Source organism: Roseospira navarrensis (genome assembly GCF_009601025.1).
Classification (GTDB): Bacteria; Pseudomonadota; Alphaproteobacteria; order Rhodospirillales; family Rhodospirillaceae; genus Rhodospira; species Rhodospira navarrensis.
In genome coordinates, this window is the sequence record NZ_WIVE01000001.1 from 159,571 (window position 1) to 184,663 (window position 25,093).

Sequence of the window (25,093 nt, forward strand, 5' to 3'; positions counted from 1 at the left end):
GGACATTCGCAGGCCCATCATGCGCGCCATGGGGCCCGGCGCAAGACAGATCGAAAACGGGGAGGCACGGATGGCACAGGCCGCGCACGATATCATCGAGGTGGCGCCGGGACGCACCCAGGTCGGGTTCGTCGGCGTGGGGATCATGGGCCGCAGCATGGCCGAACACCTGCGGGCCGCCGGCTATCCGCTGCACGTGTTCACCCGCACCCGGGCGAAGGCCGCGCCCCTGGAAGAGGCCGGGGCGACCTGGCATGACTCGCCCGCCGCGCTGGCCGCCGCCTGTGATGTGGTCATCACCATGGTGGGCTATCCGGCGGACGTGGAAGCCGTCTACTTCGGCGAGGACGGCGCGGCCGAGACCGGCATCCTCGCCCATCTGAAGCCGGGTGCGGTTGCCATCGACATGACCACGTCGTCGCCCAGCATCGCCCAGCGCATCGCCGAGGCCGCCCGCGCGCGCGACGCCTGGGCGCTGGACGCGCCGGTGTCGGGTGGCGATGTGGGGGCGAAGAACGCCACCCTCTCGATCATGGTGGGCGGCGACCGGACGGCGTTCGACGCCGTCAAGCCGCTGTTCGACCTGTTGGGCAAGAGCATCGCCCTGCTGGGCCCGGCCGGGGCCGGGCAGCATACCAAGATGGTCAACCAGACCGTCATCGCCGGCACCATCGTCGGCGTGGCCGAGGGTCTGGCCTACGGCAAGGCGGCGGGGCTCGATCTCGCCCAGGTGCTGGACGTGATCGGCGGCGGCGCGGCCGGCGGCTTCCAGCTCAACGTGCTGGGCAAGCGCATGGTGGAGGGCGACTTCGCCCCCGGCTTCTATGTGCATCACTTCATCAAGGACATGGGCATCGCCGGCGCCGAGGCCGAACGCATGCACCTGGACCTGGAGGTGCTGACCCTGGCCCGCGCCCTGTTCGAGCGCTTCGCCGCCGAGGGCGGCCGCGAGGACGGCACCCAGGGGATTTACAGGATGATCGCCCGGGACTGACGGCCCTTTGCCGTTCTGTCCGGACTCCATGCCCAGCCCTATCCGGAGACCTGATCCATGGACATCAGCGGGGAACACCGCATTCCGGCGCCCAGGCCGACCGTCTGGGCCGCCCTGAACGATGCCGAGACCCTGAAGCACTGCATCGACGGCTGTGAAAGCCTGGAGTGGGTCTCGGACACCGAACTGGCCGCCAAGCTGAAGGCCAAGGTGGGGCCGGTGTCGGCCCGGTTCACCGGCACCGTGACCCTGTCGGAGATCAACCCGCCCGAGAGCTACGTGATCTCCGGCCAGGGGCAGGGCGGCGCGGCCGGCTTCGTCAAGGGCAGCGCCACCGTGACCCTGGCCGAGGACGGGCCGGACGCGACCGTCATGACCTACACGGCCCATGCCACCGTGGGCGGCAAGCTCGCCAGCGTGGGCGGGCGGCTGGTCAAGGGCGTGGCGAGCAAGACGGCGGACGACTTCTTCCGCGCGTTCTCGCAGCGGGTCGGCGGCGTGCCCGAGGCCGAAGCCGAAGAGGCGGCCGAGACCGTGCCCGCGCCGGAGGCGGTCGCGCCCGTGCCCGACGTGGACGAAACACCGGCCGGCGAGGCGGTCCCGCTGAGCCCCGCCGGACGGTCCCTGCCGCCCGCGCGCGTGCCGAAGCTGACCACGCCGCCGCCCGTGCTGCTGCGCCTGACCGGCGGCGGGCTCGTTCGCGTCCTGGCCTGGGGCGCGCTGGCCCTGGCCATTCTGGGGGGCGCCATCGCCTGGGTCTCCTGACCGCCCCGTCGTTCCATACGGCAGCGTACAAAATGCCCTTTTCCCCGCCGGGTGGCGTCGGTATGATCCCGCCAACAGTGCCGACGGCCGGGCATCATCGGCCGAGACCCAGGGAGAGGGGATGTCATCATGGATTTCCGTCTGAGCGAGGAGCAGGTTCAGTTCCAGGACGTCGCGCGGGCCTTTGCGACCGATGTCATGGCCCCGCATGCCGCACAGTGGGATGCCGAGAAGATCTTCCCCGAGGACACGCTGCGGCAGGCGGCTGAGCTGGGCTTTGCCGCCATCTACACCCGCGACGACGTGGGCGGCTCGGGGCTGGGCCGGATGGACGCGGCGGTGATTTTCGAGGAACTGGCCACCGCCTGCCCCTCGACCGCCGCCTATCTGACCATCCACAACATGGTCTGCTGGATGATCGACCGCTTCGGCTCGGACGAGCAGCGGACCCGCTTCCTGCCCCGCCTGTGTTCCATGGAGCTGTTCGCGAGCTACTGCCTGACCGAACCCGGGGCGGGCTCCGACGCGGCTTCGCTCAAGACACGGGCTGACAAGGACGGCGACAGCTATGTGCTGACCGGCGAGAAGGCGTTCATCTCCGGCGGTGGGCGCTCCGACGTCTACGTGGTCATGGCCCGCACCGGCGAGCCCGGCCCCAAGGGCATCTCGGCCTTCATCGTCGAGAAGGGCACGCCCGGCCTGTCCTTCGGCAAGCAGGAGCACAAGATGGGCTGGAACAGCCAGCCCACCTCGGCCGTGGTGTTCGACGGCTGCCGGGTGCCGATCCAGAACCGCCTGGGGGCGGAAGGCGACGGCTTCCGCTTCGCCATGATGGGTCTGGACGGCGGGCGCATCAACATCGGAGCGTGCTCGCTGGGCGGGGCGCGCGCCGCCATGGAGGCCGCCATCTCCTACATCATCGAGCGCAAGCAGTTCGGCCGCCTCATTGCCGACTTCCAGGCGAGCCAGTTCAAGCTGGCCGACATGGCGACGCAGATGGAGGCGGCGCGGCTGCTGCTGCACAAGGCCGCGTGGGCGCTCGACGCCGGCGATCCGCAGGCCACCCAACTGTGCGCCATGGCCAAGCGGCTGGCGACGGACACCGGCTTTTCCGTGTGCGACGAAGCGTTGCAACTGCACGGCGGGTACGGCTACATCCGGGAATATCCCGTCGAGCGGCTGCTGCGGGACCTGCGAGTGCATCGCATCCTGGAGGGCACCAACGAGATCATGCGGGTCATCATCGCCCGCCGCCTGCTGGCGGAGTGAGGGACGGGGTGACGCCGCGACCAGGCGGAGAGACCGCATGAGCGAACCGGAAATCCTGTTCGGGGTCGAACGCGGCCTTGGGCGCATTCTGCTCAACCGACCGCGCGCCCTGAACGCGCTGACGCTGAGCAAAATCCGCGAGATGGACCGCACCCTGCGGGCCTGGGCGGCCGATCCGGCCGTCAAGGCGGTGGTGGTGGAGGGCGCCGGCGACCGGGCGTTCTGCGCCGGCGGCGACATCCGTGCGCTGTCCGACGCCGCCAGGGCCGGCGACGACGCCACCATCCGGGGCTTTTTCCGCGAGGAATACACCCTCAACCGGCTCATCAAGAGCTATCCCAAGCCGTACCTCGCCTTTCTGAACGGCATCACCATGGGGGGCGGCGTGGGCATCTCGGTCCACGGCAGCCACCGCATCGTGACCGAGAACACCGTCTTTGCCATGCCGGAGACCGGGATCGGCCTGTTCCCCGACGTGGGCGGCACCTTCGTGCTGCCGCGCTGTCCGGGCGCGGTGGGCACCTGGATCGGCCTCACGGGCTCCCGGTTGAAGGCGGCGGACTGCCTGCACGCGGGCATCGCCACCCATGTCCTGCCGGCGGGCCGTCTGGGCGAGGTGGAGGATGCGCTGCGCGCCGCGCTGGCCCCGGCGGAGGGACCGGAGCGGGTCTGGCAGGCGATCACCGACGTGCTGGATGTGTTCCACGAGGAGCCCGACGCGGCGCCCCTGGAGGCGATGCGCGCCGACATCGACCGCGCGTTCGCGGGCGAGACCGTGGAAGACATCCTGGCCGCGCTCGACGCCATGGGCGAGGATTGGGGCGCGGACACGGCGGCGGTGCTGCGCGGGAAGTCGCCCACCTCGCTGAAGGTGACGCTGCGTCAGCTCCGCCTGGGGGCGCACCTGGACTTCGACCGGGCCATGCAGGTGGAATATCGGCTGGCCTGCCGCTTCCTGCGGCGACCGGACTTCGTCGAGGGGGTGCGGGCCACCATCCTGGAGAAGGACAACGCGCCGCGCTGGACGCCGGAGACCCTGGCGGCCGTGGACGAGGAGACCGTGGCCGCGTTCTTCGATCCGCTGGACGACGGCGACGAACTGAAGCTGGATTGACTTGGATCGGCGATGAACCGGGCTCGTCCGCTTCATCGCCTCCACCTCGGCCACGGACTGCAACGGTCATCGCTAGATGCCGTTGTGCAAAAACAAACGGGGAGGACTATGACCATGGCGACGATCGGATTCATCGGCCTGGGCAACATGGGCGGGCCCATGCTGGCCAATCTGACCAAGGCCGGGCACACGGTGCGGGCGTTCGACCTGTCGGCGGACGCGCTGGCCCGCGCCGAGGGCGCCGGGGCCAGCCGCGCGGCGAGCGCGACCGAGGCCGCCGCCGGGGCCGACGTGATCGTGAGCATGCTGCCCGCCGGCCAGCACGTGCGCGGCGTCTATATGGGCGAGGGGGCCGAGGGCGGCGGCGTGATCGCGGCGGCGCGGTCGGGGGCGCTGCTGATCGACTGCTCGACCATTGACGTGGACAGCGCCCGCGCGGTCGGCGCGGCCGCCGCCGAGGCCGGCCTGCTGATGGTGGACGCGCCGGTTTCCGGCGGCGTGGGCGCGGCCGAGGCCGGCAGCCTGACCTTCATGGTCGGCGGCCCGGACGATGCGGTGACCGCGGCCCGGCCGATCCTGGAGCAGATGGGCAAGGCCGTCATCCACACCGGCGGTCCCGGCACCGGCCAGGCGGCCAAGATCTGCAACAACATGATGCTCGGCATCCAGATGCTGTCGGTGGCTGAGGCCTTCATGCTGGCCAAGCGGCTGGGGCTCGATGCCCAGAAGCTGTTCGATGTCAGTTCCAAGGCATCGGGCCAGTGCTGGTCCCTGACCACCTATTGCCCGGTGCCGGGGCCGGTGCCCACCAGTCCGGCGAACCGGGACTACACACCCGGGTTCTCGGCGGCGATGATGCTGAAGGATCTGAAGCTCGCCCAGGATGCCGCCGCCACCAGCGGGGCGGCGACGCCCATGGGCGCGGCCGCCGAGGGGCTGTACGCCCTGTTCTGCAACCAGGGCCACGGCGGCACGGACTTCTCGGGCATCATCCGCATGATCGACGGCCAGGCGTGACCGGCTCATGACTCGCACGATCGCTTTCATCGGCCTGGGCAACATGGGCGGCCCCATGGCCGCCAATCTGCTGAAGGCGGGCCACCGGGTCCGGGGCTTCGATCTGGATGCGGCGGCGGTGGACCGGGCCGTTGCGGCCGGGGCCGTGGCGGCGGGCTCCGCCGCCGAGGCCGTGGACGGCGCCGGGGTGGTCCTCACCATGCTGCCCATGGGGCGGCACGTGCGGGCGGTGCTCGCGGGCGAGGAGGGCGGCGATCCCGGGCTGTTCGCCGTCGCCGCGCCGGGCACGCTGTTCGTGGACTGCTCCACCATCGACGTGGAGACCGCCCGCGCCATGGCCGAGGCGGCGCACGCGGCGGGGCACCGCATGCTGGACGCGCCGGTGTCGGGGGGCGTGCCGGGGGCGGAGGCGGCCACGCTGGCCTTCATGGTGGGGGGTGCGGCCGAGACCTTCGCCGAGGCCGAACCCCTGCTGGCCTGCATGGGCCGGACCATCGTGCACACCGGGCCCGCCGGCACCGGGCAGGCCGCGAAGATCTGCAACAACATGATGGCCGGCATCCAGATGCTGGGCGTGTCGGAGGCCTTTACTCTGGCCGAACGCCTGGGACTGGACACGGCCAGGCTGTTCGAGGTGGCCTCGCAGGCGTCGGGACAATGCTGGTCGGTGACGGCCTATTGCCCCGTGCCGGGACTGGTCCCCACCGCCCCGTCGAGTCGCGGCTATACGGGCGGGTTTGCCTCCGCCCTCATGCTGAAGGATCTCAAACTGGCCCAGCAGGCGGCCGCCACCGGCGAGGCTGCCACGCCCATGGGCGCGCTGGCCGAGGCGCTGTATGCCCTGTTCTGCGCCCAGGGGCACGGCGATGTGGACTTTTCCGGCGTGATCCGGATGCTGGCGGCGCGCGGGTAGACGGGCGGGGCCCCGATCGCCCGGCCCGAGACCGGGAAGAGGACACGTGATGGCGCGCCACCAGGACCCGCAGCCGGACACCGTGCTGTTCGAGTTCGTCTATCAGGGGGCCTTCGTGCGGGTCTCGGCCATCGACCCGCAGACCAACACCGAGGTCCGCATGGTGGGCGATCCGAACCTGTCGCGGGAGTCCCTGAAGGCCGCCGCGTTGCGCAAGCTGATCTGGGTCATGCGGCGGGACGGCAAGCTGCGGTGATCCCGGCCGGCGAAAAGGGGGGGCCTTTTCGCCGGCTCGCGGGCGCTATTCCGTGCCGCCGGCCTTGCGGCCCAGGCCGATCTTCTTGGCGAACTCCGAGCGCTGGGCGGCGTAGTTCGGCGCCACCATCGGATAGTCCGCCGGCAGGCCCCACTTGGCGCGGTACTCGTCCGGGGTCATGTTGTAGTTGGTGCGCAGGTGGCGCTTGAGCATCTTCAGATGCTTGCCGTCCTCCAGGCACACGATATAGTCGGGCGTGATCGACTTCCGCACCGGCACGGCCGGCTTCTGGGCCTCGGCCTTCACCTCGGGCTGTTCCTGCCCCAACCCCATGAGAGAGGTGTAGACGGTCTGGATCAGTTCCGGGATCTGCCCGGCCGGCAGCGGATTGTTGCCGACGTACGCCGTGACGATACTGACCGCCAGGCGGAGGATGTCTTCGCGCGGCAAAGCGGTCGCGGTCTCTTCCGTCATGCTTGTTTCTCTTCTCTCGTGCATAGAATGGAACACCCCGGGACGGAGGGTTCGTCCGTACAGGGGACGACACCGTCGTCGTCGGTTCCGAAAGTCTGATGGCGCTTTGCGTCGGTCCGTGTCACCGGCGCCTATCAGTATTTCGTACTACACTAACCCGGTTCGCACAATAATCAATATGAAATCTTATGGCCGGACATCCACCCCGCCGGCGAATTCCATGCCCCCGATTTTGCAATGTAAGGCGGCTTCCGCCCGGTCATGGGCTATTCAGGTCATGCCGTCCGTCTATCATCATCGGGTCTAGGGTGACCATCCGACTAGGCTGACGGCCTCGACTTTCCGGCCGGACGGCATAGCCAGTCCCCACCACCCTACATGTTTTGATGCTAATGACTCGACCGAGGTGACTTGCGAAGCAACTGTGCCGATCGGGCGCAGTTTCGCCGTTCTGTTCGGGGCTCGCCCGCCTGCTTCGGGAAAGAACGGATGCAGTCATCGGGAGAGTCCGCCCCCGACTTGCACAATGTTGGGTGGGCTTTGGTTGACCCTCGCGGCGGTCTTTTCGCGCCGGCGCGGCGCGGACGAGGAACCCGGGGCCGCGGTCCCCGTTCCGCCATCCCGTGTGGGGCCTTGGTAAATCACGGCGAGATGTGGTAGCACACGGGACCTTGCACGATGACAGCCGGGCCGCTCCGGCCGCCCCGGGGGCGGTTCGGGCCGGTCCGCGCCGGTCCCGGCGTGCGTGCCACGGGTCGCGACACCACCTGCCGGAACACTCAATGCGTGCTCTGTTGCGCGCCGAAGGACCCGACCAAGCGGGAGACGCCTGTGTCCGACGTGATTGCCCTGGCCTCCGATCATGGGGCCATCGACCTGAGAACCCAGGTGCGTGACCATCTGGCCGCGCGCGGACTGGAGACCCTGGACCTGGGCACGCACGGGCCGGAGTCCGTGGACTATCCCGACTTCGCCGCCGTGCTGGCCGAGGCTCTCCGGGACGGCCGCGCCGCGCGCGGCATCCTGCTGTGCGGCACCGGCATCGGCATCTCCATCGCCGCCAACCGCTACCCCTTCCTTCGCGCCGCCCTGGTCCACGACGTGACGAGCGCGCGCCTGTGCCGCGAGCACAACGACGCCAACGTGCTGGTGCTGGGCGGCCGCACCACTGGGCCGGAGGTGGCGCGCGACTGCGTGGACACCTTCCTGGACACCGCGTTCGAAGGCGGCCGCCACGCCCGCCGCGTCGAGAAACTGGGCACCCCGCCCGCGCTGTGAGGCCCACGGCCTCCCCCATATCGCGCCCCGCAGCCGGGGCGACCCCGTAACAAAGGACTGCCAGCCGATGGATTCCATTGCGACCGACCTTGACGCCTTCTTCTCGGCCGGCCTCGCCGATGCCGATCCCGACCTGTACCGGGCCGCGCGCCGGGAACTGGGTCGCCAGCAGGATCAGATCGAACTGATCGCGTCGGAGAACATCGTTTCCCGCGCCGTGCTGGAGGCCGCCGGCACGGTCCTGACCAACAAGTACGCCGAGGGCTACCCCGGTCGCCGCTACTACGGCGGCTGCGAGTTCGTGGACGAGGCCGAGGCTCTGGCCATCGACCGCGCCAAGGCCCTGTTCGACTGTTCGTTCGCGAACGTGCAGCCCCATTCGGGCGCGCAGGCCAACGGCGCGGTCATGCTGGCCCTGTGCAAGCCGGGCGACACCATCCTGGGCATGTCGCTGGCCGCCGGCGGCCACCTGACCCACGGCGCCGCCCCGGCGCTGTCCGGCAAGTGGTTCAACGCCGTCCAGTACGGCGTGCGCAAGCAGGACGGCCGCATCGACTTCGACGAGGTCGCGGCCCTGGCCAAGGAACACAAGCCGAAGCTCATCATCGCCGGCGGCTCGGCCTACCCGCGCGAGATCGACTTCAAGGCCTTCCGCGAGATCGCCGACTCGGTGGGCGCCTACCTGATGGTGGACATGGCCCACTTCGCCGGGCTGGTCGCCGCCAAGGTGCATCCCAGCCCGCTGCCCTACGCCGACGTGGTCACGACCACCACCCACAAGACCCTGCGCGGCCCGCGCGGCGGCATGATCCTCAGCAACGACGCGGCGCTGGGCAAGAAGATCAATTCGGCCGTCTTCCCCGGCCTGCAGGGCGGCCCCCTGATGCACATCATCGCCGCCAAGGCGGTGGCCTTCGGCGAGGCGCTGAAGCCGTCCTTCGCCGCCTACGCCCAGCAGGTCAAGGACAACGCCCGCGTTCTCGGCGAGACCCTGGTGGCCGGCGGTCTGGATCTGGTGTCCGGCGGCACCGACACGCATGTGGTGCTGGTGGATCTGCGGCCGAAGGGCCTGACCGGCAACATCGCCGAGACCGCGCTGGAGCGCGCCGGCATGACCTGCAACAAGAACGGCATTCCGTTCGATCCGGAAAAGCCCATGGTGACTTCGGGCGTGCGGCTGGGCTCGCCGGCGGCGACCACGCGCGGCTTCGGCACCGAGGAATTCCGTCAGGTCGGCGAGATGATCGCCGAAGTGCTGGACGGCCTCGCCGCCAACCGCGAAGACAACAGCGCGGTCGAAACCGCCGTGCGCAAGCGCGTGGGCGCCCTGTGCGCCCGCTTCCCCATCTATCAGGGGCTGTAGGCCATGCGGTGTCCGTTCTGCGGCAACATGGACACGCAGGTGAAGGACTCACGGCCCACGGAGGACGGCGCCGCCATTCGGCGCCGTCGCTTCTGTCCGGGCTGTCAGTCGCGCTTCACCACCTTCGAGCGCGTCCAACTGCGCGACCTGGTGATCGTGAAGAAGAACGGCCAGCGCGCGCCCTTCGACCGCGACAAGCTGGCGCGGTCCATCCAGATCGCCTGCCGCAAGCGGCCCATCGACAGCGACCGCATCGAGCGCATGGTCAACGCCATTCAGCGGCGGCTTGAAAGCTCGGGCGAGACCGAGATTCCGTCCCACACGGTGGGCGAGATGGTCATGGACGCGCTGTCCACCCTTGATCCGGTCGCCTATGTGCGGTTCGCGTCGGTGTACCGGAACTTCCGCGAGGCCAAGGACTTCGAGAACTTCGTGGAGAAGCTGGGCGGGGACGAGCCCTGAGCGGCCGCCGCCCGCCGGAGGGGCCCGGACGCCGCCATGGATCGTGACGACACCGCGCACATGACGGCCGCGCTGGCGCTGGCGGGGCGCGGGCTCGGGCGCGTCTGGCCCAACCCGGCGGTGGGCTGCGTTCTGGCGCGGGATGGGCGCGTGGTCGGGCGCGGCTGGACCCGGCCGGGCGGGCGCCCTCATGCCGAGACCGAGGCGCTGCGCCGCGCGGGCGAGACCGCGCGCGGGGCCACCGCCTATGTCACCCTGGAGCCCTGTTCCCATCATGGCAAGACCCCGCCCTGCGCCGACGCGCTGATCGCCGCCGGCGTCGCGCGCGTGGTCGCGGCCCTGCGCGATCCCGATCCCCGGGTGAGCGGGCGCGGGCTGGCGCGTCTCGCGGACGCCGGGGTGACGGTGGAGACCCTGCCCCCTGACCATCCGGCCGCACAGAGGGCGGCGGAGATCAACGCCGGGTTCCTGCTGCGCGTGACCCAGGGCCGCCCGCTGGTGACCGTCAAGGCCGCCGCCACGCTGGATGGCCGCATCGCCACCGCCTCGGGCGAGAGCCGCTGGATCACCGGGCCCGCCGCGCGGGCGCGGGGGCACCGCCTGCGCGCCGAGCACGATGCCATCGCGGTCGGCATCGGCACGGTGCGGGCGGACGATCCCCTGCTGGACTGCCGCCTGCCGGGCCTGGAGGATCGCTCCCCCGTGCGGGTGGTGTTCGACAGCCGTCTTGCGCTGTCTCCGGACAGCCGCCTCGCGGGCCGCACGGACCGGGCGCCGGTCTGGGTGCTGTGCACGGAACCGGCCTCCGCCGATCGGCGCGCCGCGCTGGAGTCGCGCGGGGTGCGCGTGCTGCCGGTGACGGCGGACGGCGACGGCCGGGTTGAGATCGGCGCGGCCCTGGCGGCGCTCGGGTCGGCCGGGATCACCCGCCTGCTGGTGGAGGGCGGCGGACAACTCATCGGCGCCCTGCTGGCGGCCCGGCGGGTGGATCGGCTGGCCTGGTTCGTGGCGCCGAAACTGCTGGGCGAGGCCGCGCGACCCGTCGTGGCGGGGTTCGGGGTTGACCGGCTGGCCGATTGCGCCAATTTTGCGCCCCTGGACCGGGGTGCTGCCGGCCCGGACCTCCTGTGGACCCTGCGCCGGGTTCCGGACCCGGGCGCGGATGGCCCCGACGGTCCCCCGGTTCCCGAGTCATGAAGGCATATCACGTCCATGTTTACCGGCATCATCACCGACCTGGGGCGGGTGCGCCGCCTGGAGCAGACGGGCGACACCCGCATCGAGATCCAGACCGCCTATGACACGGCGGGCATCGACCTGGGCGCGTCCATCGCCTGCAACGGCTGCTGCCTGACGGTGATCGAGACCGGCCCGGACTGGTTCGCCGTCCAGGCCTCGGCGGAGACCCTGTCCAAGACCACCCTGGGCCGCTGGACCGAAGGCACGCCCGTCAACCTGGAACGCGCCCTGGCGCTGGGCGCCGAGCTGGGGGGGCATATCGTCTCCGGCCATGTGGACGGCCTCGCCACGGTGGTGGAGCGCCGGCCCGAGGGCGAGTCCACCCGCTTCGTGTTCCAGGTGCCGGAGGCCCTGAAGGGCTATGTGGCCGGCAAGGGGTCGGTGGCGCTCGACGGCGTGTCCCTGACCGTCAACGAGGTGGATGACCGCCACTTCGGGGTCAACATCATCCCGCACACGGCCGACGTGACCACCTTCGGCACGCTCACGCCGGGCGATGCGGTGAATTTCGAAATCGACATGCTGGCGCGGTACGTCGCGCGCCTTCTGGAGACGCGGGAGTGAGCGGCGTGAAGACCACCGAGGGCGTCGAGACGACCCACGTGAACTATCGCGACTTCCTGGCGGCGCCCGAGGAGATCCTGGAGGATGCCCGCAACGGGCGCATGTTCATCCTGGTGGACGACGAGGACCGGGAGAACGAGGGCGATCTGGTCATCCCGGCCCAGATGGCGACTCCGGATGCGATCAACTTCATGGCCCGGTTCGGGCGCGGCCTGATCTGTCTGGCCATGACCGAGGAGCGCTGCCGCACCCTCGGCCTGCCGCTGATGCCGCAGCAGAACAGCAGCCGCCACGGCACCGCCTTCACCTACTCCATCGAGGCCAAGGAGGGGGTGACCACCGGCATTTCGGCGTCCGACCGGGCGCACACCATCGCCGTGGCCATCGACCCGTCCAAGGGCAAGGAGGACATCGCCACCCCCGGCCATGTGTTCCCGCTGATGGCGCGCGAAGGCGGCGTGCTGGTCCGCGCCGGTCACACCGAGGCCGCCGTGGATGTCTCGCGCCTCGCCGGGCTGATCCCCGCCGGCGTGATCTGCGAGATCATGAACGACGACGGCTCCATGGCGCGCATGCCCGATCTGGTGGCCTTCGCCCAGCATCACGGGTTGAAGGTGGGCACCATCGCCGACCTGATCGCCTACCGCCGCCGCACCGAGCGCATCGTCCGGCGCGAGATCGAGACCGAGCTGCACTCCCAGTACGGCGGCGACTGGCGCATGGTGGTCTACGTCAACACCGTGGCCTATGCCGAACACCTTGCGCTCGTAAAGGGCCGGGTGGAGGCCGAGACGCCCACCCTGGTGCGCGTGCATGCCCTGAATGTGCTGGATGACCTGTTGCACGATGCCGAGAGCGGCAAGGGCGAGATCCTGCACGAGGCCATGGAGACCATCGGCCGCGCCGGTCACGGCGTCATCGTGCTGATCCGCGAGCCGCACCAGACCGCGCTGTCCGGGCGGGTGCGCGCCCGCCTGGAGGGTCGCGCCGACGACGGCCGGCTGGTGGACTATGGCGTGGGCGCCCAGATCCTGCTGGATCTCGGAGTGCGGGACATGATCCTGTTGTCCAACAGTCACCGCAACATCATCGCCCTGGACGGCTACGGCCTGCGCGTTGTCGAGCAGCGCCCGATCCCCGACGTGGAGGACCCCGCATCATGAGCATGGCGGACGACCGGCGCATCCTGATCGTCGAGGCCCGGTTCTACGAGGACATCACCGACCAACTCGTGCGCGGCTGTGTCCAGGAGTTGACCGCCAGCGGCTTCGGCTACAAGCGCATCATCGTGCCGGGGGTGCTGGAGATTCCGGCCGTGGTGCGCTATGCCGTGCGGGCGATGGAACTGCGGGCGACCGACCACCGCTATTCCGGCTATGTGGTGCTGGGCTGCGCCATCAAGGGCGAGACCGACCATTACGAGCACGTCTGCACCGAGGCCATGAGCGGGATCAGCCGGCTGGTGCTGGATTACTCGCTGGCGATGGGCAACGGCATCCTGACCTGTCCGACGCGCCAGTTGGCCTTGGACCGGGCGCGGCCGGACGGCAAGAACCTGGGCGGCAAGGCGGCCCGCGCCTGCCTGCGCATGATCGAGATCAAGCGGGAACTGGGGTTGTGACGACACCGACGCCGCGCGGCCGGCGTCGCGACCCCCGACAGGGACGACCGAAACCATGACCACGAGTGCCCGGCGTCGCAGTGCCGCCCGGCTGGCCGCCGTTCAGGCCGTCTACGCCACGGCGATCACCGGGGCGCGCATCCAGGATGTGCTGAAGGATGTGCTGGAAGGCCGCCTGGGGGGCGAGGCCCTGGCCGACATCCCGGACCCGGAAGGGCTGTTCGAGCCGCGCGAGGAAGCAACCCCGCTCGCCCCCGCCGATTCCCTCATGCTGACCAGCCTGGGGCGCGGCACGGTGGCCGAAGCCGCGCGCCTGGACGAGATCATCGACGGGTCGCTGTCCGGGGACTGGAGCGGCGCCCGGCTGGAGATGCTGGTGCGGTCCATCCTGCGCGTGGCGGTGTACGAACTGACGGGCATGCCCGACGTGCCGCCGCGCGTGACCATCACGGAATACGTGGATCTGGCCGGTGCGTTCTATGACGGGCCGGAGGTCAAGCTGGTCAACGCCGTGCTGGACCGCATCGCCCGGCAGGTTCACCCCGAGGCCTTCGCGCCCCGCTGAGCGGCCGGCGGCCCGGAAGGGAAGGCGCATGCCCCGACGCGGTGAATTCGATCTCATTGCCGACCTGTTCGCGCCCCTGGCCCGCCGCTGCCCGGCGGCGCTGGGCCTGACGGACGACGCCGCCGTGCTGCCGCCGCCCGAGGGTGGGCAGGGCACCGTGGTCAGCGCCGACATGCTGGTGGGCGGGGTGCATTTCCGTCTTGAAGATCCGCCGGATCTGATTGCCCGCAAGGCGGTGCGGGTGAACGTCTCCGACATGGCCGCCATGGGGGCGGCGCCGGTGGGCGTGATCCTGACCCTCGCCCTGTCGTCGAACCAGGATGATGCCTGGATCGAGGGCTTCGTGCGGGGCCTGGATGCCGACCTGTCCACCTTCGGCCTGGGGCTGCTGGGCGGGGATACGGTGTCCACGCCGGGCCCGGTGACGATCTCCGTCACCATCCTGGGGCAGACGCCGCCGGGGGCCCATCTGACGCGGGGCGGCGGTCGGGCGGGGGACGACCTGTGGGTCTCCGGGACCGTCGGCGATGCGGCGCTGGGGCTGAAGGTGCTGGACGGGGCGCTGCGCCCCGCCGATCCCGATCATGCCCGCAGGCTGGCCGACCGCTACCACCTGCCGCGCCCCCGGGTGGCGCTGGGGATGGCGCTGCGCGGGGTGGCGACGGCGGCCCTGGACATCTCGGACGGACTGGTCGGTGATCTGGGTCACCTGTGCGCGGCCAGCGGGACCGGGGCGCGGATCGAGGCGGCGGCGGTGCCGCTGTCCGAGGCCGCGCGGGCCAGCCTGGACGCGGACCCGGCGCTGCGGGACTCGGTCCTGGGCGGCGGGGACGATTACGAACTGTTGTTCGCGGTCCCGCCCGAGCGTGGCGATGCGGTCGAGGCCGCCGCTCGCGAGGCGGGCGTGTCCGTGGCCCGCATCGGCCGGCTGGAGGCCGCGCCCGGCATCCGGATCGTGGACGCGGCCGGCACCCCGGTGACGCTCGACCGGCCGGGCTGGCGGCATGCCTGGTAAAACCCCCGGTGCGACCCTCAAGGGAGGAGCATGGTGAAACGTCTGCTGATCGGTGTCGTGGTTCTGCTGCTGCTGGGCGGGTCCTTCGTCGGGCTGACCGTGATGGGGGTCGTGCCCGATGTGGCCGGCCTCAAGCCCATGCTGGGGCTGGCCGATCCGGCCGCCGGGGAGGGTTCGGAGGCGGCCCAGGCGCCGCCGCCGCCGCCGCCCCCGGACTACGGCCCGGACCCCGTGTTCATGCGGCTGCCGCAGTTCGCCATTCCGGTGATCGCCGAGGGACAGGCGGGCCGGCATCTCAACCTGAGCCTTCGGTTGCACGTGGACCCCGACTCGCGGGCGGACGTGACCCGCGCCATCCCCCGCCTGACGGACGTGATCCTGACCGGACTGGTCCAGAAGATGCCGGAGCTGATCCCCGCGCCGGGGCGACTCGACCTTCCGGCGATGAAAGCGGTGCTCAACGGGCAGGTCACGCGGGCGATGGGAGATGGCCCGGTTCATGACGTGCTGATTGATGGTGCATATATCCGCTAGGGTTATTCCCGTTCGGCTCGGAATTCGGGTCGGACCGACCCGAACGGGCGGGTCTTGCGTTGCCTGTGGGCGGGTCTTCTGGCAGGCTCGCTGCCCTCAAAAACGAAAAATGCGGGGGATACCCCTGTCCAGGACGGGATGTTAACGGCGACCGGGTCGATCGAGGCCACACGGTGGAGACTCGCGACCATGACGGTCGGTTAATCCTTAAGCGAAGGGCGCAATCCAAGATGCTGATCGTACTCTACATATTTGTCATTGCGTGCGGCCTTGCGGCGCTCGTGTATGGCATCAAGACGGTCGGGGCCATCATGGCCGCCGACAGCGGCACGGACGAGATGCGCCGCATCTCCGGCGCGGTGCAGGAGGGGGCGCAGGCCTATCTGAAGCGCCAGTACCTGACCATCGCCGGAGTCGGCATCGTCGTCTTCGTGATCCTGATGTTTGTCCTGGACCTGTCGGTGGCCGCGGGCTTCGCCATCGGCGCCGTCTGCTCGGGCGTCGCCGGGTTCGTCGGCATGCTGGTGTCGGTGCGCGCCAACGTCCGCACCGCAGAGGGCGCCCGGCAGGGCCTGGGTCGCGGCCTGGACATCGCCTTCAAGAGCGGCGCCGTCACCGGCATGCTGGTGGCCGGCCTGGCCCTGCTGGCGGTGGTCGGCTACTACGTGGTCCTGCTGGCGATGGGCGCGGAGGGGCGCGGCATCATCGACCCGCTGGTGGCCCTGGGCTTCGGCGCGTCGCTGATCTCCATCTTCGCCCGACTGGGCGGCGGCATCTTCACCAAGGGCGCTGACGTGGGCGCCGACCTGGTGGGCAAGGTCGAGGCCGGCATCCCCGAGGACGACCCGCGCAACCCGGCCGTGATCGCCGACAACGTGGGCGACAACGTGGGCGACTGCGCCGGCATGGCCGCCGACCTGTTCGAGACCTACGCCGTGACCGTGGTCGCCACCATGGTGCTGGCGTCGATCTTCTTCATGGGCACCGACTGGCAGGCGACCATGATGGCCTATCCGCTGGCCATCGGCGGCGTGTGCATCCTGGCCTCCATCGCCGGCACGTACTATGTCAAGCTCAAGGACGGCTCCACCAACATCATGGGCGCGCTGTACCGCGGCTTCATCATGTCGGCGCTGTTCTCGCTGGGCGGCATCGCGATCATGACCGCGCTGTTGCTGGGCTTCACCAATGAATGGACCGTGGGCGGCAGCACGTTCGGACCGTGGTCGCTGTTCCTGTGCGCCGTGGTCGGTCTGGTCGTCACGGGGCTCATCATCTGGGTGACCGAGTACTACACCGCGACCGAGTTCCGCCCCGTGCGGTCGGTGGCGAAGGCCTCGACCACCGGGCACGCCACGAACGTGATCCAGGGCCTCGCGATCTCCATGGAGGCCACCGCCCTGCCGGCGCTCATCATCTGCGCCGCCATCATCTGCGCCTACCTGCTGGCCGGTCTGTTCGGCATCGCCATCGCGGTGACCGCGATGCTGGCGCTGGCGGGCATGGTCGTCGCCCTCGACGCCTACGGTCCGGTCACGGACAACGCCGGCGGCATCGCCGAAATGGCGGACCTGGACGAGAGCGTGCGCAAGACCACCGACCTTCTGGACGCGGTCGGCAACACCACCAAGGCCGTGACCAAGGGCTACGCCATCGGCTCCGCCGGCCTGGGCGCCCTGGTGCTGTTCGCGGCCTACACCTCCGATCTGGCCTATTTCACCGCCAACCCGGACACCTATCCGATGTTCGCGGGTGTTGAAGCCGACTTCTCGCTGTCCAGCCCGTTCGTGGTGGTCGGCCTGCTGATCGGTGGCCTGCTGCCGTTCCTGTTCGGCTCCATGGGCATGACCGCCGTCGGCCGCGCGGCCGGTTCCGTCGTGAACGAGGTGCGGCGCCAGTTCAAGGAAATCCCGGGCATCATGGAAGGCACCGCGAAGCCCGACTACGGCCGCTGCGTGGACATGCTGACCAAGGCCGCGATCTGGGAGATGATCATCCCCTCGATGCTGCCGGTGCTGTCGCCGATCGTGCTGTTCTTCGTCATCCAGTTGATCGCCGGTCCGTCGGCGGCCTTCTCGGCGCTGGGCGCGATGCTGCTGGGCGTCATCATTACCGGCCTGTTCGTGGCGATCTCCATGACCGCCGGCGGCGGTGCCTGGGACAACGCCAAGAAGTACATCGAGGACGGCAACCACGGCGGCAAGGGCTCCGAGGCCCACAAGGCGGCGGTGACGGGTGACACCGTCGGCGATCCGTACAAGGACACCGCCGGCCCGGCCGTGAACCCGATGATCAAGATCACCAACATCGTTGCGCTGCTGCTGCTGGCCGTCATGGCCCACGGCGCGTAATTCCGACCCGCCCTGTCCCGCCGCGGCGGAACAGGGCAGGGACCTTCAGCCGGGCGGGAGAGCACCTCTCCCGCCCGGTTTTTTATGGATCACCGGGACCGAGCCCGGTCGGGGCCGAGATCCCCGGCGATCCGGATCAGAGCAGGACGCTGGCCAGCAGCAGGCCCACGCTCACCGAAACCCAGGTGCAGATCAGGCCCGGCAGCATGAAGCTGTGGTTCAGCAGGAACCGCCCGATCCGGGTCGTGCCCGTGCGGTCGAAGTTCACTGTCGCCAGATCACTGGGGTAGTTCGGGATGAAGTAGTAGGCGTAGACGGACGGATAGATGCCGATCAGCGTGGCCGGGGCCACGCCCAGCTGGAAGGCCAGGGGACCGAGCATCCGCGCCGTCGCCGCCTGGCTGTTCACGATGATCGACACCAGGAAGAACGCGAAGGCGAACATCCACTGATTGTCGCGCACCATGCCCTCGATCGCGGGCCGGATGGTGTCCAGGTTGTTGGTCACGAAGGTATCGGCCAGCCAGGCGATACCGAAGATGGCCACAACGGCCGACATGCCGGCGCGGAACACGGGGCCGGCCACCATGGTCTTGGCCTGAACCCCGCAGGCGAGCACGATGGCCGCCGCCGTCGCCAGCAGCGCCATCTGGATCATGTCGCCCATGCCGACGGGCTTGCCGGTCTCGGGATCGGCCACCGGCCGCAACTCCGGGACCATGCCCAGCACCACGATGCAGGCCAAACCGGCAAGGAAAATGCCGACCGCCCGCTTGGCGGAGGCCGGCAGTTGCCGGTCCAGCAGTGAGCTGTCCGCGCCTTCCATCTCGGCGCGCAGTGTGGGGTCCGCCAGCCGGCGCTGGTACTCCGGGTCCCGCTCCAGCTCCTTGCCGACGAAGCTTTGCACCGTCGCCGCTGTCAGCAGCCCGACGAGGGTGGCCAGGATGGTGACCATCAGCACGTCGCCCAGGGTGTAAGGCACGCCCCGGGTTTCGAATTCGGTCACCAGCCAGACCACGGCCGCGGACAGCGGGCTGGCGGTGATGCCCAGCTGCGAAGCGACGGAGGCCGCCGCCAGCGGGCGTTCCGGCCGGATCCCGGTCTTGCGGGCCACGTCCGCGATGATCGGCTGCACCACATAGACGGTATGGCCCGTGCCGACGCACAGGGTCATCGTGTAGGTGACCAGTGGGCCCAGGAATGTGACCGCCTTGGGGAACTGGCGCAGCAGGCGTTCGGACAGCTGCACCAGCCATTCCATGCCGCGCGCCGCCTCCAGCGCCGAGGCTGCCGTGACCGCGGCCAGAATGATGAGCATGACCGAGATCGGCGGGTCGCCGGGCACGAGCCCGAATCCGAAGCACAGGATGACGACGCCGACGCCGCCCGTGATGCCCATGCCGAGCCCGCCGATGCGGGCGCCCACGTACAGGGCAAGCAGTGTGATCGCGAGCTGAATCCAGATCATGACGCCGTCCCCTCTTCAGGCGTAAAGGTCTGCCCTCCCGGTCCCGGGATGGTGCGGTCGTGTCTGTCGTGAGCGCAGCGCCAGCGAGGCTACCGCGCAGGCTTGGTCGTCCGCCCCGGGGCCATTGGCGTATCCGTTTCCTGGGCGGTTCGAAAAGTGTCCGGGTGAAACGGGCCCGCGTCAAGGCGGGCCCCGGCGAGGGATGCCGTGCGCGCGGATTCGCGGTTCCGGTTCCGTTGCCCCCAAGGGGCGTGGGGGTCTATGGTTTCGGGCTCCCTCCCGCCCGATGGAAGTCCCGCAAGGATGTCGACCCCGTCCCGCCGATCCTCTGCCGCCGCGTCCGATCCGGACCGCAGCCTGTCCGTCCTGTTCACGCCCAAGCTGGTCACCGTGCTGCGCGAGGGCTATGGCCTGCGCGAACTGCGCGCCGACGCGGTGGCGGGACTGACCGTGGCCGTGGTGGCGCTGCCGCTGTCCATGGCCATCGCCATCGCCTCGGGCGTGTCGCCCGACCGGGGCCTGTATGCGGCCATCGTGGGCGGGTTCATCGTCTCGCTGATCGGCGGCAGCCGGTTCCAGATCGGCGGCCCGGCCGGCGCGTTCATCGTGCTGGTTGCCGCCACGGTCGCCGAGCACGGCGTGGACGGCATGCTGCTGGCCACCATGATGGCCGGCGGGATTCTCATGGTGATGGGGCTGCTGCGCCTGGGCAGCTACATCCAGTTCATTCCCTATCCGGTGACCGTGGGCTTCACCGCCGGCATCGCCGTCATCATCTTCGCGAGCCAGATCAAGGACCTGTTGGGGCTCAGCCTGCACGCGCCCGAGCCCGGCCCCCTGTTCGCCAAGATCCCGGTGCTGTGGCACAGCCTGCCGACGGTCACCCCGGCGGCGGTGGCGGTGGCGGTGGGGACCATCGCGGTGATCGTGGGCGTCAAGCGCCTGCGGCCGGGCTGGCCCAACCTGCTCATCGCCGTGGTGTTGGCGGCCGTGGCGACCGCCGTCGCCGACCTGCCGGTGGCGACCATCGGCAGCCACTTCGGCGGCATTCCCCAGGGGCTGCCGCTGCCCGGCCTTCCCGAGGTCGGTTGGGACAAGGCCGCCGCCGTGCTGCCCAACGCCGTCGCCTTCGCCCTGCTGGGGGCCATCGAGTCCCTGCTGTCCGCGGTGGTGGCGGACGGTATGACCGGGCGTCGGCACCGCTCCAACTGCGAGCTGATGGCCCAGGGGACAGCCAACATCGGCGCCGCCCTGTTCGGTGGCCTGTGCGTGACCGGGGCCATCGCCCGCACCGCCACCAACATCCGCGCCGGGGCGCACGGCCCGGTGGCCGGCATGATCCACGCCCTGGCACTGCTGGTGTTCGTGCTGGTGGCCGCCCCGCTGGCGGCCTTCATCCCGCTGGCGGCGCTGGCCGGGGTGCTGACCATCATCGCCTGGAACATGGTGGAGAAGGAGGCCGCCTGGACCCTGCTTCGGGCCAGCCGGGGCGATGCGGCGGTGCTGCTGGTCACATTCCTGCTGACCATCTTCCGCGACCTGACCGAGGCCATCGTCGTGGGGTTCGCGCTGGGCGCGCTGCTGTTCATCCACCGCATGTCGCGGGCGGTCTCGGTCGAGGCCCACGTGCCGCTGGTGGGCGAGGACCGCCCCGACGGCCACCCGGCCGAGCGCACGCCCTATCGGCCGCGTGAGGGCACCGACCCGAGCATCATGGTGTACCGCATCAGTGGCGCGTTCTTCTTCGGGGCGGTGGCGACGGTGAGTTCCGTGCTGGACCGCATCGCCGCCGCGCATCGGGTGCTGGTGCTGGACTTCTCGGCGGTGCCGTTCATCGACTCGTCGGCGGCGAACACCATCCACGGGCTGGCGCGCAAGGCGCAGCGCAACGGCGTGGCGGTGTATCTGGCGGGGGCGTCCCCGGGCGTGCGCCGCGACCTGCTGACCCACGGCGTGCGCCAGCCGCTGGTGCACTGGTCGCCGTCGGTGGAGGAGGCGCTGGCCCGTCTCCACGCGGAGGGGGACAGGACGACGGAGGGCTAGACGGCCTCGGCCGGGGCGGGGTCGGCCGCGTCCGAGACGGCGGCGCGGCCGGCGTCGAAGGCTTGGCCGTTCAGGTCCGCCAGCGCCGGTTTGCGCGCCCGGAAGACGTCCACCACCAGCGACCGCAGGGCCTCGGCGGACAGCGGCAGCAGGTCCGAGACCGCGCCCAGCATTACCGTGTTGATGAGCCGCACCGTGCCCAACTCGTTGGCGATGGCGCGGGCATCCAGGGTGCGTACGGAGACACCGTTGGGCGCGGCCTTGGCCCGCAGGGCGCCGATCGGGTCGTCCGGGTACTGGAACAGGCCCTGATGCACCACCGGCGGCTTGACCCGCAGGGCGTTGGCCACGATCTGCCCGCCCGGCCGCACCTGACCGACCCAGCGCAGGGACTCGGCGGCCTCGAACCCGATCAGCACGTCGGCCTCGCCGTCCGGGATGGCGGGGGCCAGCACGCGCGGCCCGAAGCGCAGGTGCGAGGTCACCACCCCGCCGCGCTGCGCCATGCCGGCAACCTCGGTCTTCTTGGCGTCATGGCCGGCGGCGATGGCCGCGCGGGCCAGCAGTTCGGCGGCGGTGAGCACGCCCTGGCCGCCGATGCCGCACAGCAGGACGTTGGTGACGCGATCCGTGGTGGTCATGGCCTCAGACCCTTTCCAGGCGCGGATGATCGGCCGGGTTCAGCGGCACGATGGCGTTGGGCGCGCAGGTCTCCACGCAGGCGTTGCAGCCGGTGCAGAAGGCGCTGTCGATGCGGGCGAAGGCCAGCTCCCTGGTCTTGCCGCTGTTCGTCGTGGCGGTCTCGCGTCGGCTGACCTCGATGGCGGGGCAGCCGATGGTGATGCAGCCGCCGCAGCCGGTGCAGTCCTCCTCGACGACCTTCAGGGCCGGGTGCGGCACGTGGCGGTCGGTCAGGACGCAGGGCTGATTGGTGATGATGACCGAGACTTCGGGCACCTGCACCTCGGTGCGGATCACCTTGAACAGGTCGGGCAGGGCGTAGGGGTCCACGGTGTGGACGCGCTCCGGCTTCACGCCCATGGCCTGGACCAGCGCGACATAGTCCACGCGCGGCGCGTCCTCGCCGTGGATGCCGAAGCCGGTGCCCGGGTGCTCCTGGCCGCCGGTCATGGCGACGGTACGGTTGTCCAGCAGCATCACGGTGACGTTGGCGCGGTTGTAGACCAGGTTCAGCAGCCCCTGCATGCCCATGTGCAGGAAGGTGGAATCCCCGATGACCGCGACCACGCCCTTCTTTTCGTCCTCGCCCGCCTTGGCGGCCGCAAGGCCGTGGGCCATGGTGATGGACGCGCCCATGCAGGTACACGTGTCCATGGCCTGCCAGGGATGGCCGGCCCCCAGGGTGTAGCAGCCGATATCGCCGGCGATCAGCACGGCGCGCCGCAGCTTGGAGAGGCAGTAGAACGGGCTGAGGTGCGGGCACCCCGGGCACATGGTCGGCGGGCGCGGGAACACGTCCGGGTCAGGCCCGGAGATCACACCCGGCGAGGCGGGCCCGGCATCGGCCGCGGCCTCGCCGTTCAGGCGGGCGATGGCGCTCCGCAGCACGCTGACGGACAGTTCGCCGTGACGGGGCAGCACGTCCTTGCCCATCACGTCGAGGCCGGCGGCCTTCAGATCGTGCTCGACCAGGGGTTCCGTTTCCTCGACCACCAGCACGCGGTCCACGCCGGAGGCGAAGGCGCGGATGCGCTCCATCGGCAGCGGCCAGGTCTGGCCCAGCTTCAGGATGGGCACGTCGGGCAGGGCCTCGCGCGCCGACAGGGCGGCCGGGCCGCTGGCGATCAGGCCGAGCGCGCGGTCGGCGCCGTCCAGGACCGTGGTCAGCGGGGTGGCGTCGGACTCCGCCGACAGCGCGGCGTCGCGCGCGTCCTGGCGGGGAAGCATGGCCTTGGCGTTGCTGGGCAGCATGACCCAGCGCCGGGCGTCGCGGATGAAGCCCTTGTGGTCGGGGGTCAGGCGCTCGCCCACCTCGACCACCGCCTTGACGTGGCAGACCCGCGTGGTCATGCGCAGGATGACCGGGCAGGAAAACTGCTCGGACAGCGCATAGGCGGCCAGGGTGAAGGTGTAGGCTTCCTGGGCATCCGCCGGCTCCAGGATCGGCAGGTGGGCGAAGCGGCCCCAATAGCGGCTGTCCTGCTCGTTCTGGCTGGAGGACAGGCCCACGTCGTCGGCGATGGCGATGACCAGCCCGGCGTTGACGCCCGCCAGCGCCTGGCTCATCAGCGCGTCGGCGGCCACGTTCATGCCCACGTGCTTCATGGCGCAGAACGACCGCGCGCCGGCCAGCGAGGCGCCGATGGCGACCTCCAGCGAGACCTTCTCGTTGACGCCCCACTGCGCGTCCAGGTCCGGGTAGCGGGCCAGAGTCTCCAGGATTTCCGTGGAGGGCGTGCCGGGGTACGCGCTGGCCACCTTGACGCCGGCTTCCCAGACGGCGCGGGCGACGGCCTCGTTGCCGGACAGCAGCGCGCGGCTGCCGGCCTGGATCTCGGTCAGGGCATTCATGATTGGACGGCCTCCCCCAGCAAGCGCCTCGACCGCCTGAGTCTTGTTGGTGTCGGGCCGGGCGGACACGGTGTGGCGGCCCGCGCCGATCGGGGCCGCCTGTTGATCCGTCGAGGCTTTACCGTGCGGACCCTGGAGCGTCAAGCGATACAAACGGCCCTGTGTTTCCTTGTCTTTCCGTCAGGGTCGGCCCCGGGATTGCGGGCGGACCTGGATCGGCCAAGGTCCACTTTTCTTGACTCCATGTCAGACATAATGTACTCAATGTCTTAACTGGCGCGGGGTTTTTGCCGTCAGGGCGGCCGGACGGTGTGGCCGCAGGCGGTGCCTCGCCGGTCGGCCCGTTCGTGGGCCCGGACCGCATGGCCGGGCCGGAGGGAAAGTCGGACCCATGTCCCGTTCGGTTCCGATGCAGAAGGTTGCCGCTCTCGCGCCCCTCGCCCGGGCGCGCGGCGCCGGGCGCGACCAGGGCAGCCGGGTGGCCGAGCGTCTCGCCCGCGACCTGTTTTCCGGAACCTATCCGCCGGGCAGCCTGCTGCCGCGCGAGGTGGATCTGGCCGAAACCTTCCAGGTCAGCCGCGCCAGCGTGCGCGCCGGCCTGCAGAGTCTGGCCGCGCTGGGCATCATCAGCCGTCATGCCGGGCAGGGCACCGTGGTGCGGGAATACGGCGACTGGTCCATCCTGGACCCGGTGGTGACCCGCTGGATGGCGGACTACGCCGGCCCCAACCCCGAAATCCTGCGTCAGATCTTCGAGTTCCGCCGCGTCACCGAGCCGTTCATTTCGGCCCAGGCGGCCGAGCGCGCCAATGCGCGCGACCTCGCCGAGATCGAGGACGGGTTTCTGGGGATGGAACGCGCCCTGGCCGAGACCCGCATGGACGCGGAGTTGCCGGAGGCGTTCTCGGAAAGCGACGTGGCCTTTCACGCCGCCATCTATCGCGCCACGCACAATCTGGTCTGGTCGCAGCTCTCTCATATCCTGCGGCCGACCATCCTGATCGTCATTCGAAAGACCAACAACACGGCGGACGAACTGCGCGACAGCCTGGAGCGCCACCACCGCCTGATGGAATGCATCCGCCTGCGCCAGCCTCAGGCCGCCTTTGATGCGGCGGTCCACGTCATGGCCCGGACCGGCCAGGACCTGGGCCTGGAGACCGGCGGCGCGCCGGCGGACATCGCCCTGCTCGCCCGGCCGTGGGCGTGCCCGGTCCCCGGCCCGAACGACGGGTCGGCGGCGTGAAACCCGGACT

General features: G+C 70.2%; 24 protein-coding genes. 20 read left to right on the forward strand and 4 right to left on the reverse strand.

The genetic code is table 11. The features are described from left to right. Nucleotides 1–28: 28 nt before the first annotated feature. From GHC57_RS00750 to GHC57_RS00780, 7 genes are all read left to right on the forward strand, one after another. A complete protein-coding gene (locus tag GHC57_RS00750; protein WP_153340302.1) occupies nt 29–994 on the forward strand; it encodes an NAD(P)-dependent oxidoreductase in 966 nt (321 codons plus the stop codon). 57 nt (nt 995–1,051) lie between these two features. Then, complete coding sequence (locus tag GHC57_RS00755) at nt 1,052–1,759, forward strand: SRPBCC family protein (protein WP_153340088.1); 708 nt, start codon at nt 1,052–1,054, stop codon at nt 1,757–1,759. A gap of 129 nt (nt 1,760–1,888) precedes the next feature. Continuing rightward, on the forward strand, nt 1,889–3,028 hold the full coding sequence (locus GHC57_RS00760) for an isobutyryl-CoA dehydrogenase (RefSeq protein WP_153340090.1): 1,140 nt from the start codon (nt 1,889–1,891) through the stop codon (nt 3,026–3,028). A 37-nt stretch (nt 3,029–3,065) separates the two neighbouring features. Then, on the forward strand, nt 3,066–4,142 hold the full coding sequence (locus GHC57_RS00765) for an enoyl-CoA hydratase/isomerase family protein (RefSeq protein WP_153340092.1): 1,077 nt from the start codon (nt 3,066–3,068) through the stop codon (nt 4,140–4,142). A 12-nt stretch (nt 4,143–4,154) separates the two neighbouring features. Further along, a complete protein-coding gene (mmsB, locus tag GHC57_RS00770; protein ID WP_153340094.1) occupies nt 4,155–5,159 on the forward strand; it encodes a 3-hydroxyisobutyrate dehydrogenase in 1,005 nt (334 codons plus the stop codon). A 7-nt stretch (nt 5,160–5,166) separates the two neighbouring features. Then, nucleotides 5,167–6,072, forward strand: coding sequence for a 3-hydroxyisobutyrate dehydrogenase (gene mmsB / locus GHC57_RS00775; RefSeq protein WP_153340096.1), 906 nt, complete (start codon nt 5,167–5,169; stop codon nt 6,070–6,072). A 49-nt stretch (nt 6,073–6,121) separates the two neighbouring features. Continuing rightward, the gene (locus GHC57_RS00780; RefSeq protein WP_153340098.1) at nt 6,122–6,328 is read left to right on the forward strand and encodes a DUF6898 family protein; all 207 of its coding nucleotides are present in this window, start codon (nt 6,122–6,124) and stop codon (nt 6,326–6,328) included. A 45-nt stretch (nt 6,329–6,373) separates the two neighbouring features. Here the strand turns inward: GHC57_RS00780 and GHC57_RS00785 are convergent, their stop codons facing one another. Continuing rightward, nucleotides 6,374–6,802 (reverse strand): Ros/MucR family transcriptional regulator, encoded by a 429-nt coding sequence (locus GHC57_RS00785; protein ID WP_153340100.1) that lies wholly within the window; start codon nt 6,800–6,802, stop codon nt 6,374–6,376. Between the two features lie 831 nt (nt 6,803–7,633). Between GHC57_RS00785 and rpiB the strand changes: the two genes are divergently transcribed. From rpiB to GHC57_RS00840, 11 genes are all read left to right on the forward strand, one after another. Then, on the forward strand, nt 7,634–8,080 hold the full coding sequence (gene rpiB / locus GHC57_RS00790) for a ribose 5-phosphate isomerase B (protein WP_343031065.1): 447 nt from the start codon (nt 7,634–7,636) through the stop codon (nt 8,078–8,080). 67 nt (nt 8,081–8,147) lie between these two features. After that, entirely contained in the window at nt 8,148–9,443 is a 1,296-nt protein-coding gene (gene glyA, locus GHC57_RS00795) for a serine hydroxymethyltransferase (RefSeq protein WP_153340104.1), read from the forward strand. Between the two features lie 3 nt (nt 9,444–9,446). Beyond that, the gene (nrdR, locus tag GHC57_RS00800; protein ID WP_153340106.1) at nt 9,447–9,905 is read left to right on the forward strand and encodes a transcriptional regulator NrdR; all 459 of its coding nucleotides are present in this window, start codon (nt 9,447–9,449) and stop codon (nt 9,903–9,905) included. Between the two features lie 36 nt (nt 9,906–9,941). After that, complete coding sequence (ribD, locus tag GHC57_RS00805; protein ID WP_246152035.1) at nt 9,942–11,102, forward strand: bifunctional diaminohydroxyphosphoribosylaminopyrimidine deaminase/5-amino-6-(5-phosphoribosylamino)uracil reductase RibD; 1,161 nt, start codon at nt 9,942–9,944, stop codon at nt 11,100–11,102. A gap of 15 nt (nt 11,103–11,117) precedes the next feature. After that, nucleotides 11,118–11,708, forward strand: a complete 591-nt coding sequence (locus tag GHC57_RS00810) for a riboflavin synthase (protein ID WP_153340108.1) — start codon at nt 11,118–11,120, stop codon at nt 11,706–11,708. Nucleotides 11,709–11,746: 38 nt separating this feature from the next. Next, on the forward strand, nt 11,747–12,871 hold the full coding sequence (gene ribB, locus GHC57_RS00815; protein WP_170294604.1) for a 3,4-dihydroxy-2-butanone-4-phosphate synthase: 1,125 nt from the start codon (nt 11,747–11,749) through the stop codon (nt 12,869–12,871). A 2-nt stretch (nt 12,872–12,873) separates the two neighbouring features. Continuing rightward, nucleotides 12,874–13,329 carry a 6,7-dimethyl-8-ribityllumazine synthase gene (ribH, locus tag GHC57_RS00820; RefSeq protein ID WP_153340308.1) on the forward strand — a complete coding sequence of 152 codons (456 nt, stop codon included), beginning with the start codon at nt 12,874–12,876 and terminating at the stop codon, nt 13,327–13,329. Between the two features lie 55 nt (nt 13,330–13,384). Next, complete coding sequence (nusB, locus tag GHC57_RS00825) at nt 13,385–13,894, forward strand: transcription antitermination factor NusB (protein WP_153340111.1); 510 nt, start codon at nt 13,385–13,387, stop codon at nt 13,892–13,894. Between the two features lie 28 nt (nt 13,895–13,922). Then, nucleotides 13,923–14,909 (forward strand): thiamine-phosphate kinase, encoded by a 987-nt coding sequence (gene thiL / locus GHC57_RS00830; protein WP_153340113.1) that lies wholly within the window; start codon nt 13,923–13,925, stop codon nt 14,907–14,909. A gap of 30 nt (nt 14,910–14,939) precedes the next feature. Beyond that, on the forward strand, nt 14,940–15,443 hold the full coding sequence (locus GHC57_RS00835; RefSeq protein WP_153340116.1) for a hypothetical protein: 504 nt from the start codon (nt 14,940–14,942) through the stop codon (nt 15,441–15,443). A 230-nt stretch (nt 15,444–15,673) separates the two neighbouring features. Then, nucleotides 15,674–17,794 (forward strand): sodium-translocating pyrophosphatase, encoded by a 2,121-nt coding sequence (locus tag GHC57_RS00840; RefSeq protein ID WP_425500620.1) that lies wholly within the window; start codon nt 15,674–15,676, stop codon nt 17,792–17,794. 136 nt (nt 17,795–17,930) lie between these two features. On the opposite strand, the gene GHC57_RS00845 is transcribed toward GHC57_RS00840, so the two are convergent. Further along, nucleotides 17,931–19,262: an anaerobic C4-dicarboxylate transporter gene (locus GHC57_RS00845; RefSeq protein ID WP_153340118.1), complete on the reverse strand. Its 1,332-nt coding sequence runs from the start codon at nt 19,260–19,262 to the stop codon at nt 17,931–17,933. Between the two features lie 303 nt (nt 19,263–19,565). On the opposite strand from GHC57_RS00845, the gene GHC57_RS00850 reads away from it, so the two are divergent. After that, nucleotides 19,566–21,305 carry a SulP family inorganic anion transporter gene (locus GHC57_RS00850; RefSeq protein ID WP_153340120.1) on the forward strand — a complete coding sequence of 580 codons (1,740 nt, stop codon included), beginning with the start codon at nt 19,566–19,568 and terminating at the stop codon, nt 21,303–21,305. Here the strand turns inward: GHC57_RS00850 and GHC57_RS00855 are convergent. Next, nucleotides 21,302–21,946, reverse strand: coding sequence for an indolepyruvate oxidoreductase subunit beta (locus GHC57_RS00855; protein ID WP_153340122.1), 645 nt, complete (start codon nt 21,944–21,946; stop codon nt 21,302–21,304). The genes GHC57_RS00850 and GHC57_RS00855 overlap by 4 nt on opposite strands. Before the next feature lie 4 nt (nt 21,947–21,950). Then, the gene (locus GHC57_RS00860; RefSeq protein WP_153340124.1) at nt 21,951–23,837 is read right to left on the reverse strand and encodes a thiamine pyrophosphate-dependent enzyme; all 1,887 of its coding nucleotides are present in this window, start codon (nt 23,835–23,837) and stop codon (nt 21,951–21,953) included. A 391-nt stretch (nt 23,838–24,228) separates the two neighbouring features. Here GHC57_RS00860 and GHC57_RS00865 point away from each other — a divergent pair, with 391 nt between their 5' ends. After that, on the forward strand, nt 24,229–25,083 hold the full coding sequence (locus GHC57_RS00865) for a FadR/GntR family transcriptional regulator (RefSeq protein ID WP_246152036.1): 855 nt from the start codon (nt 24,229–24,231) through the stop codon (nt 25,081–25,083). Nucleotides 25,084–25,093: the final 10 nt, after the last annotated feature.

Bases quoted from the DNA above. Each gene is read 5' to 3' on its own strand.
- GHC57_RS00750 (WP_153340302.1), top strand. From the start codon at position 29: ATGGGGCCCGGCGCAAGACAGATCGAAAACGGGGAGGCACGGATGGCA.
- GHC57_RS00860 (WP_153340124.1), bottom strand. From the start codon at position 23,837: ATGAATGCCCTGACCGAGATCCAGGCCGGCAGCCGCGCGCTGCTGTCC.
- nusB (WP_153340111.1), top strand. From the start codon at position 13,385: ATGACCACGAGTGCCCGGCGTCGCAGTGCCGCCCGGCTGGCCGCCGTT.
- GHC57_RS00865 (WP_246152036.1), top strand. From the start codon at position 24,229: ATGTCCCGTTCGGTTCCGATGCAGAAGGTTGCCGCTCTCGCGCCCCTC.
- GHC57_RS00810 (WP_153340108.1), top strand. From the start codon at position 11,118: ATGTTTACCGGCATCATCACCGACCTGGGGCGGGTGCGCCGCCTGGAG.
- GHC57_RS00785 (WP_153340100.1), bottom strand. From the start codon at position 6,802: ATGACGGAAGAGACCGCGACCGCTTTGCCGCGCGAAGACATCCTCCGC.
- ribD (WP_246152035.1), top strand. From the start codon at position 9,942: ATGGATCGTGACGACACCGCGCACATGACGGCCGCGCTGGCGCTGGCG.
- mmsB (WP_153340094.1), top strand. From the start codon at position 4,155: ATGAACCGGGCTCGTCCGCTTCATCGCCTCCACCTCGGCCACGGACTG.
- GHC57_RS00855 (WP_153340122.1), bottom strand. From the start codon at position 21,946: ATGACCACCACGGATCGCGTCACCAACGTCCTGCTGTGCGGCATCGGC.
- thiL (WP_153340113.1), top strand. From the start codon at position 13,923: ATGCCCCGACGCGGTGAATTCGATCTCATTGCCGACCTGTTCGCGCCC.
- GHC57_RS00835 (WP_153340116.1), top strand. From the start codon at position 14,940: ATGGTGAAACGTCTGCTGATCGGTGTCGTGGTTCTGCTGCTGCTGGGC.
- GHC57_RS00840 (WP_425500620.1), top strand. From the start codon at position 15,674: ATGCTGATCGTACTCTACATATTTGTCATTGCGTGCGGCCTTGCGGCG.
- GHC57_RS00850 (WP_153340120.1), top strand. From the start codon at position 19,566: ATGTCGACCCCGTCCCGCCGATCCTCTGCCGCCGCGTCCGATCCGGAC.
- nrdR (WP_153340106.1), top strand. From the start codon at position 9,447: ATGCGGTGTCCGTTCTGCGGCAACATGGACACGCAGGTGAAGGACTCA.
- GHC57_RS00755 (WP_153340088.1), top strand. From the start codon at position 1,052: ATGGACATCAGCGGGGAACACCGCATTCCGGCGCCCAGGCCGACCGTC.
- mmsB (WP_153340096.1), top strand. From the start codon at position 5,167: ATGACTCGCACGATCGCTTTCATCGGCCTGGGCAACATGGGCGGCCCC.
- GHC57_RS00760 (WP_153340090.1), top strand. From the start codon at position 1,889: ATGGATTTCCGTCTGAGCGAGGAGCAGGTTCAGTTCCAGGACGTCGCG.
- ribH (WP_153340308.1), top strand. From the start codon at position 12,874: ATGGCGGACGACCGGCGCATCCTGATCGTCGAGGCCCGGTTCTACGAG.
- GHC57_RS00780 (WP_153340098.1), top strand. From the start codon at position 6,122: ATGGCGCGCCACCAGGACCCGCAGCCGGACACCGTGCTGTTCGAGTTC.
- glyA (WP_153340104.1), top strand. From the start codon at position 8,148: ATGGATTCCATTGCGACCGACCTTGACGCCTTCTTCTCGGCCGGCCTC.
- GHC57_RS00845 (WP_153340118.1), bottom strand. From the start codon at position 19,262: ATGATCTGGATTCAGCTCGCGATCACACTGCTTGCCCTGTACGTGGGC.
- GHC57_RS00765 (WP_153340092.1), top strand. From the start codon at position 3,066: ATGAGCGAACCGGAAATCCTGTTCGGGGTCGAACGCGGCCTTGGGCGC.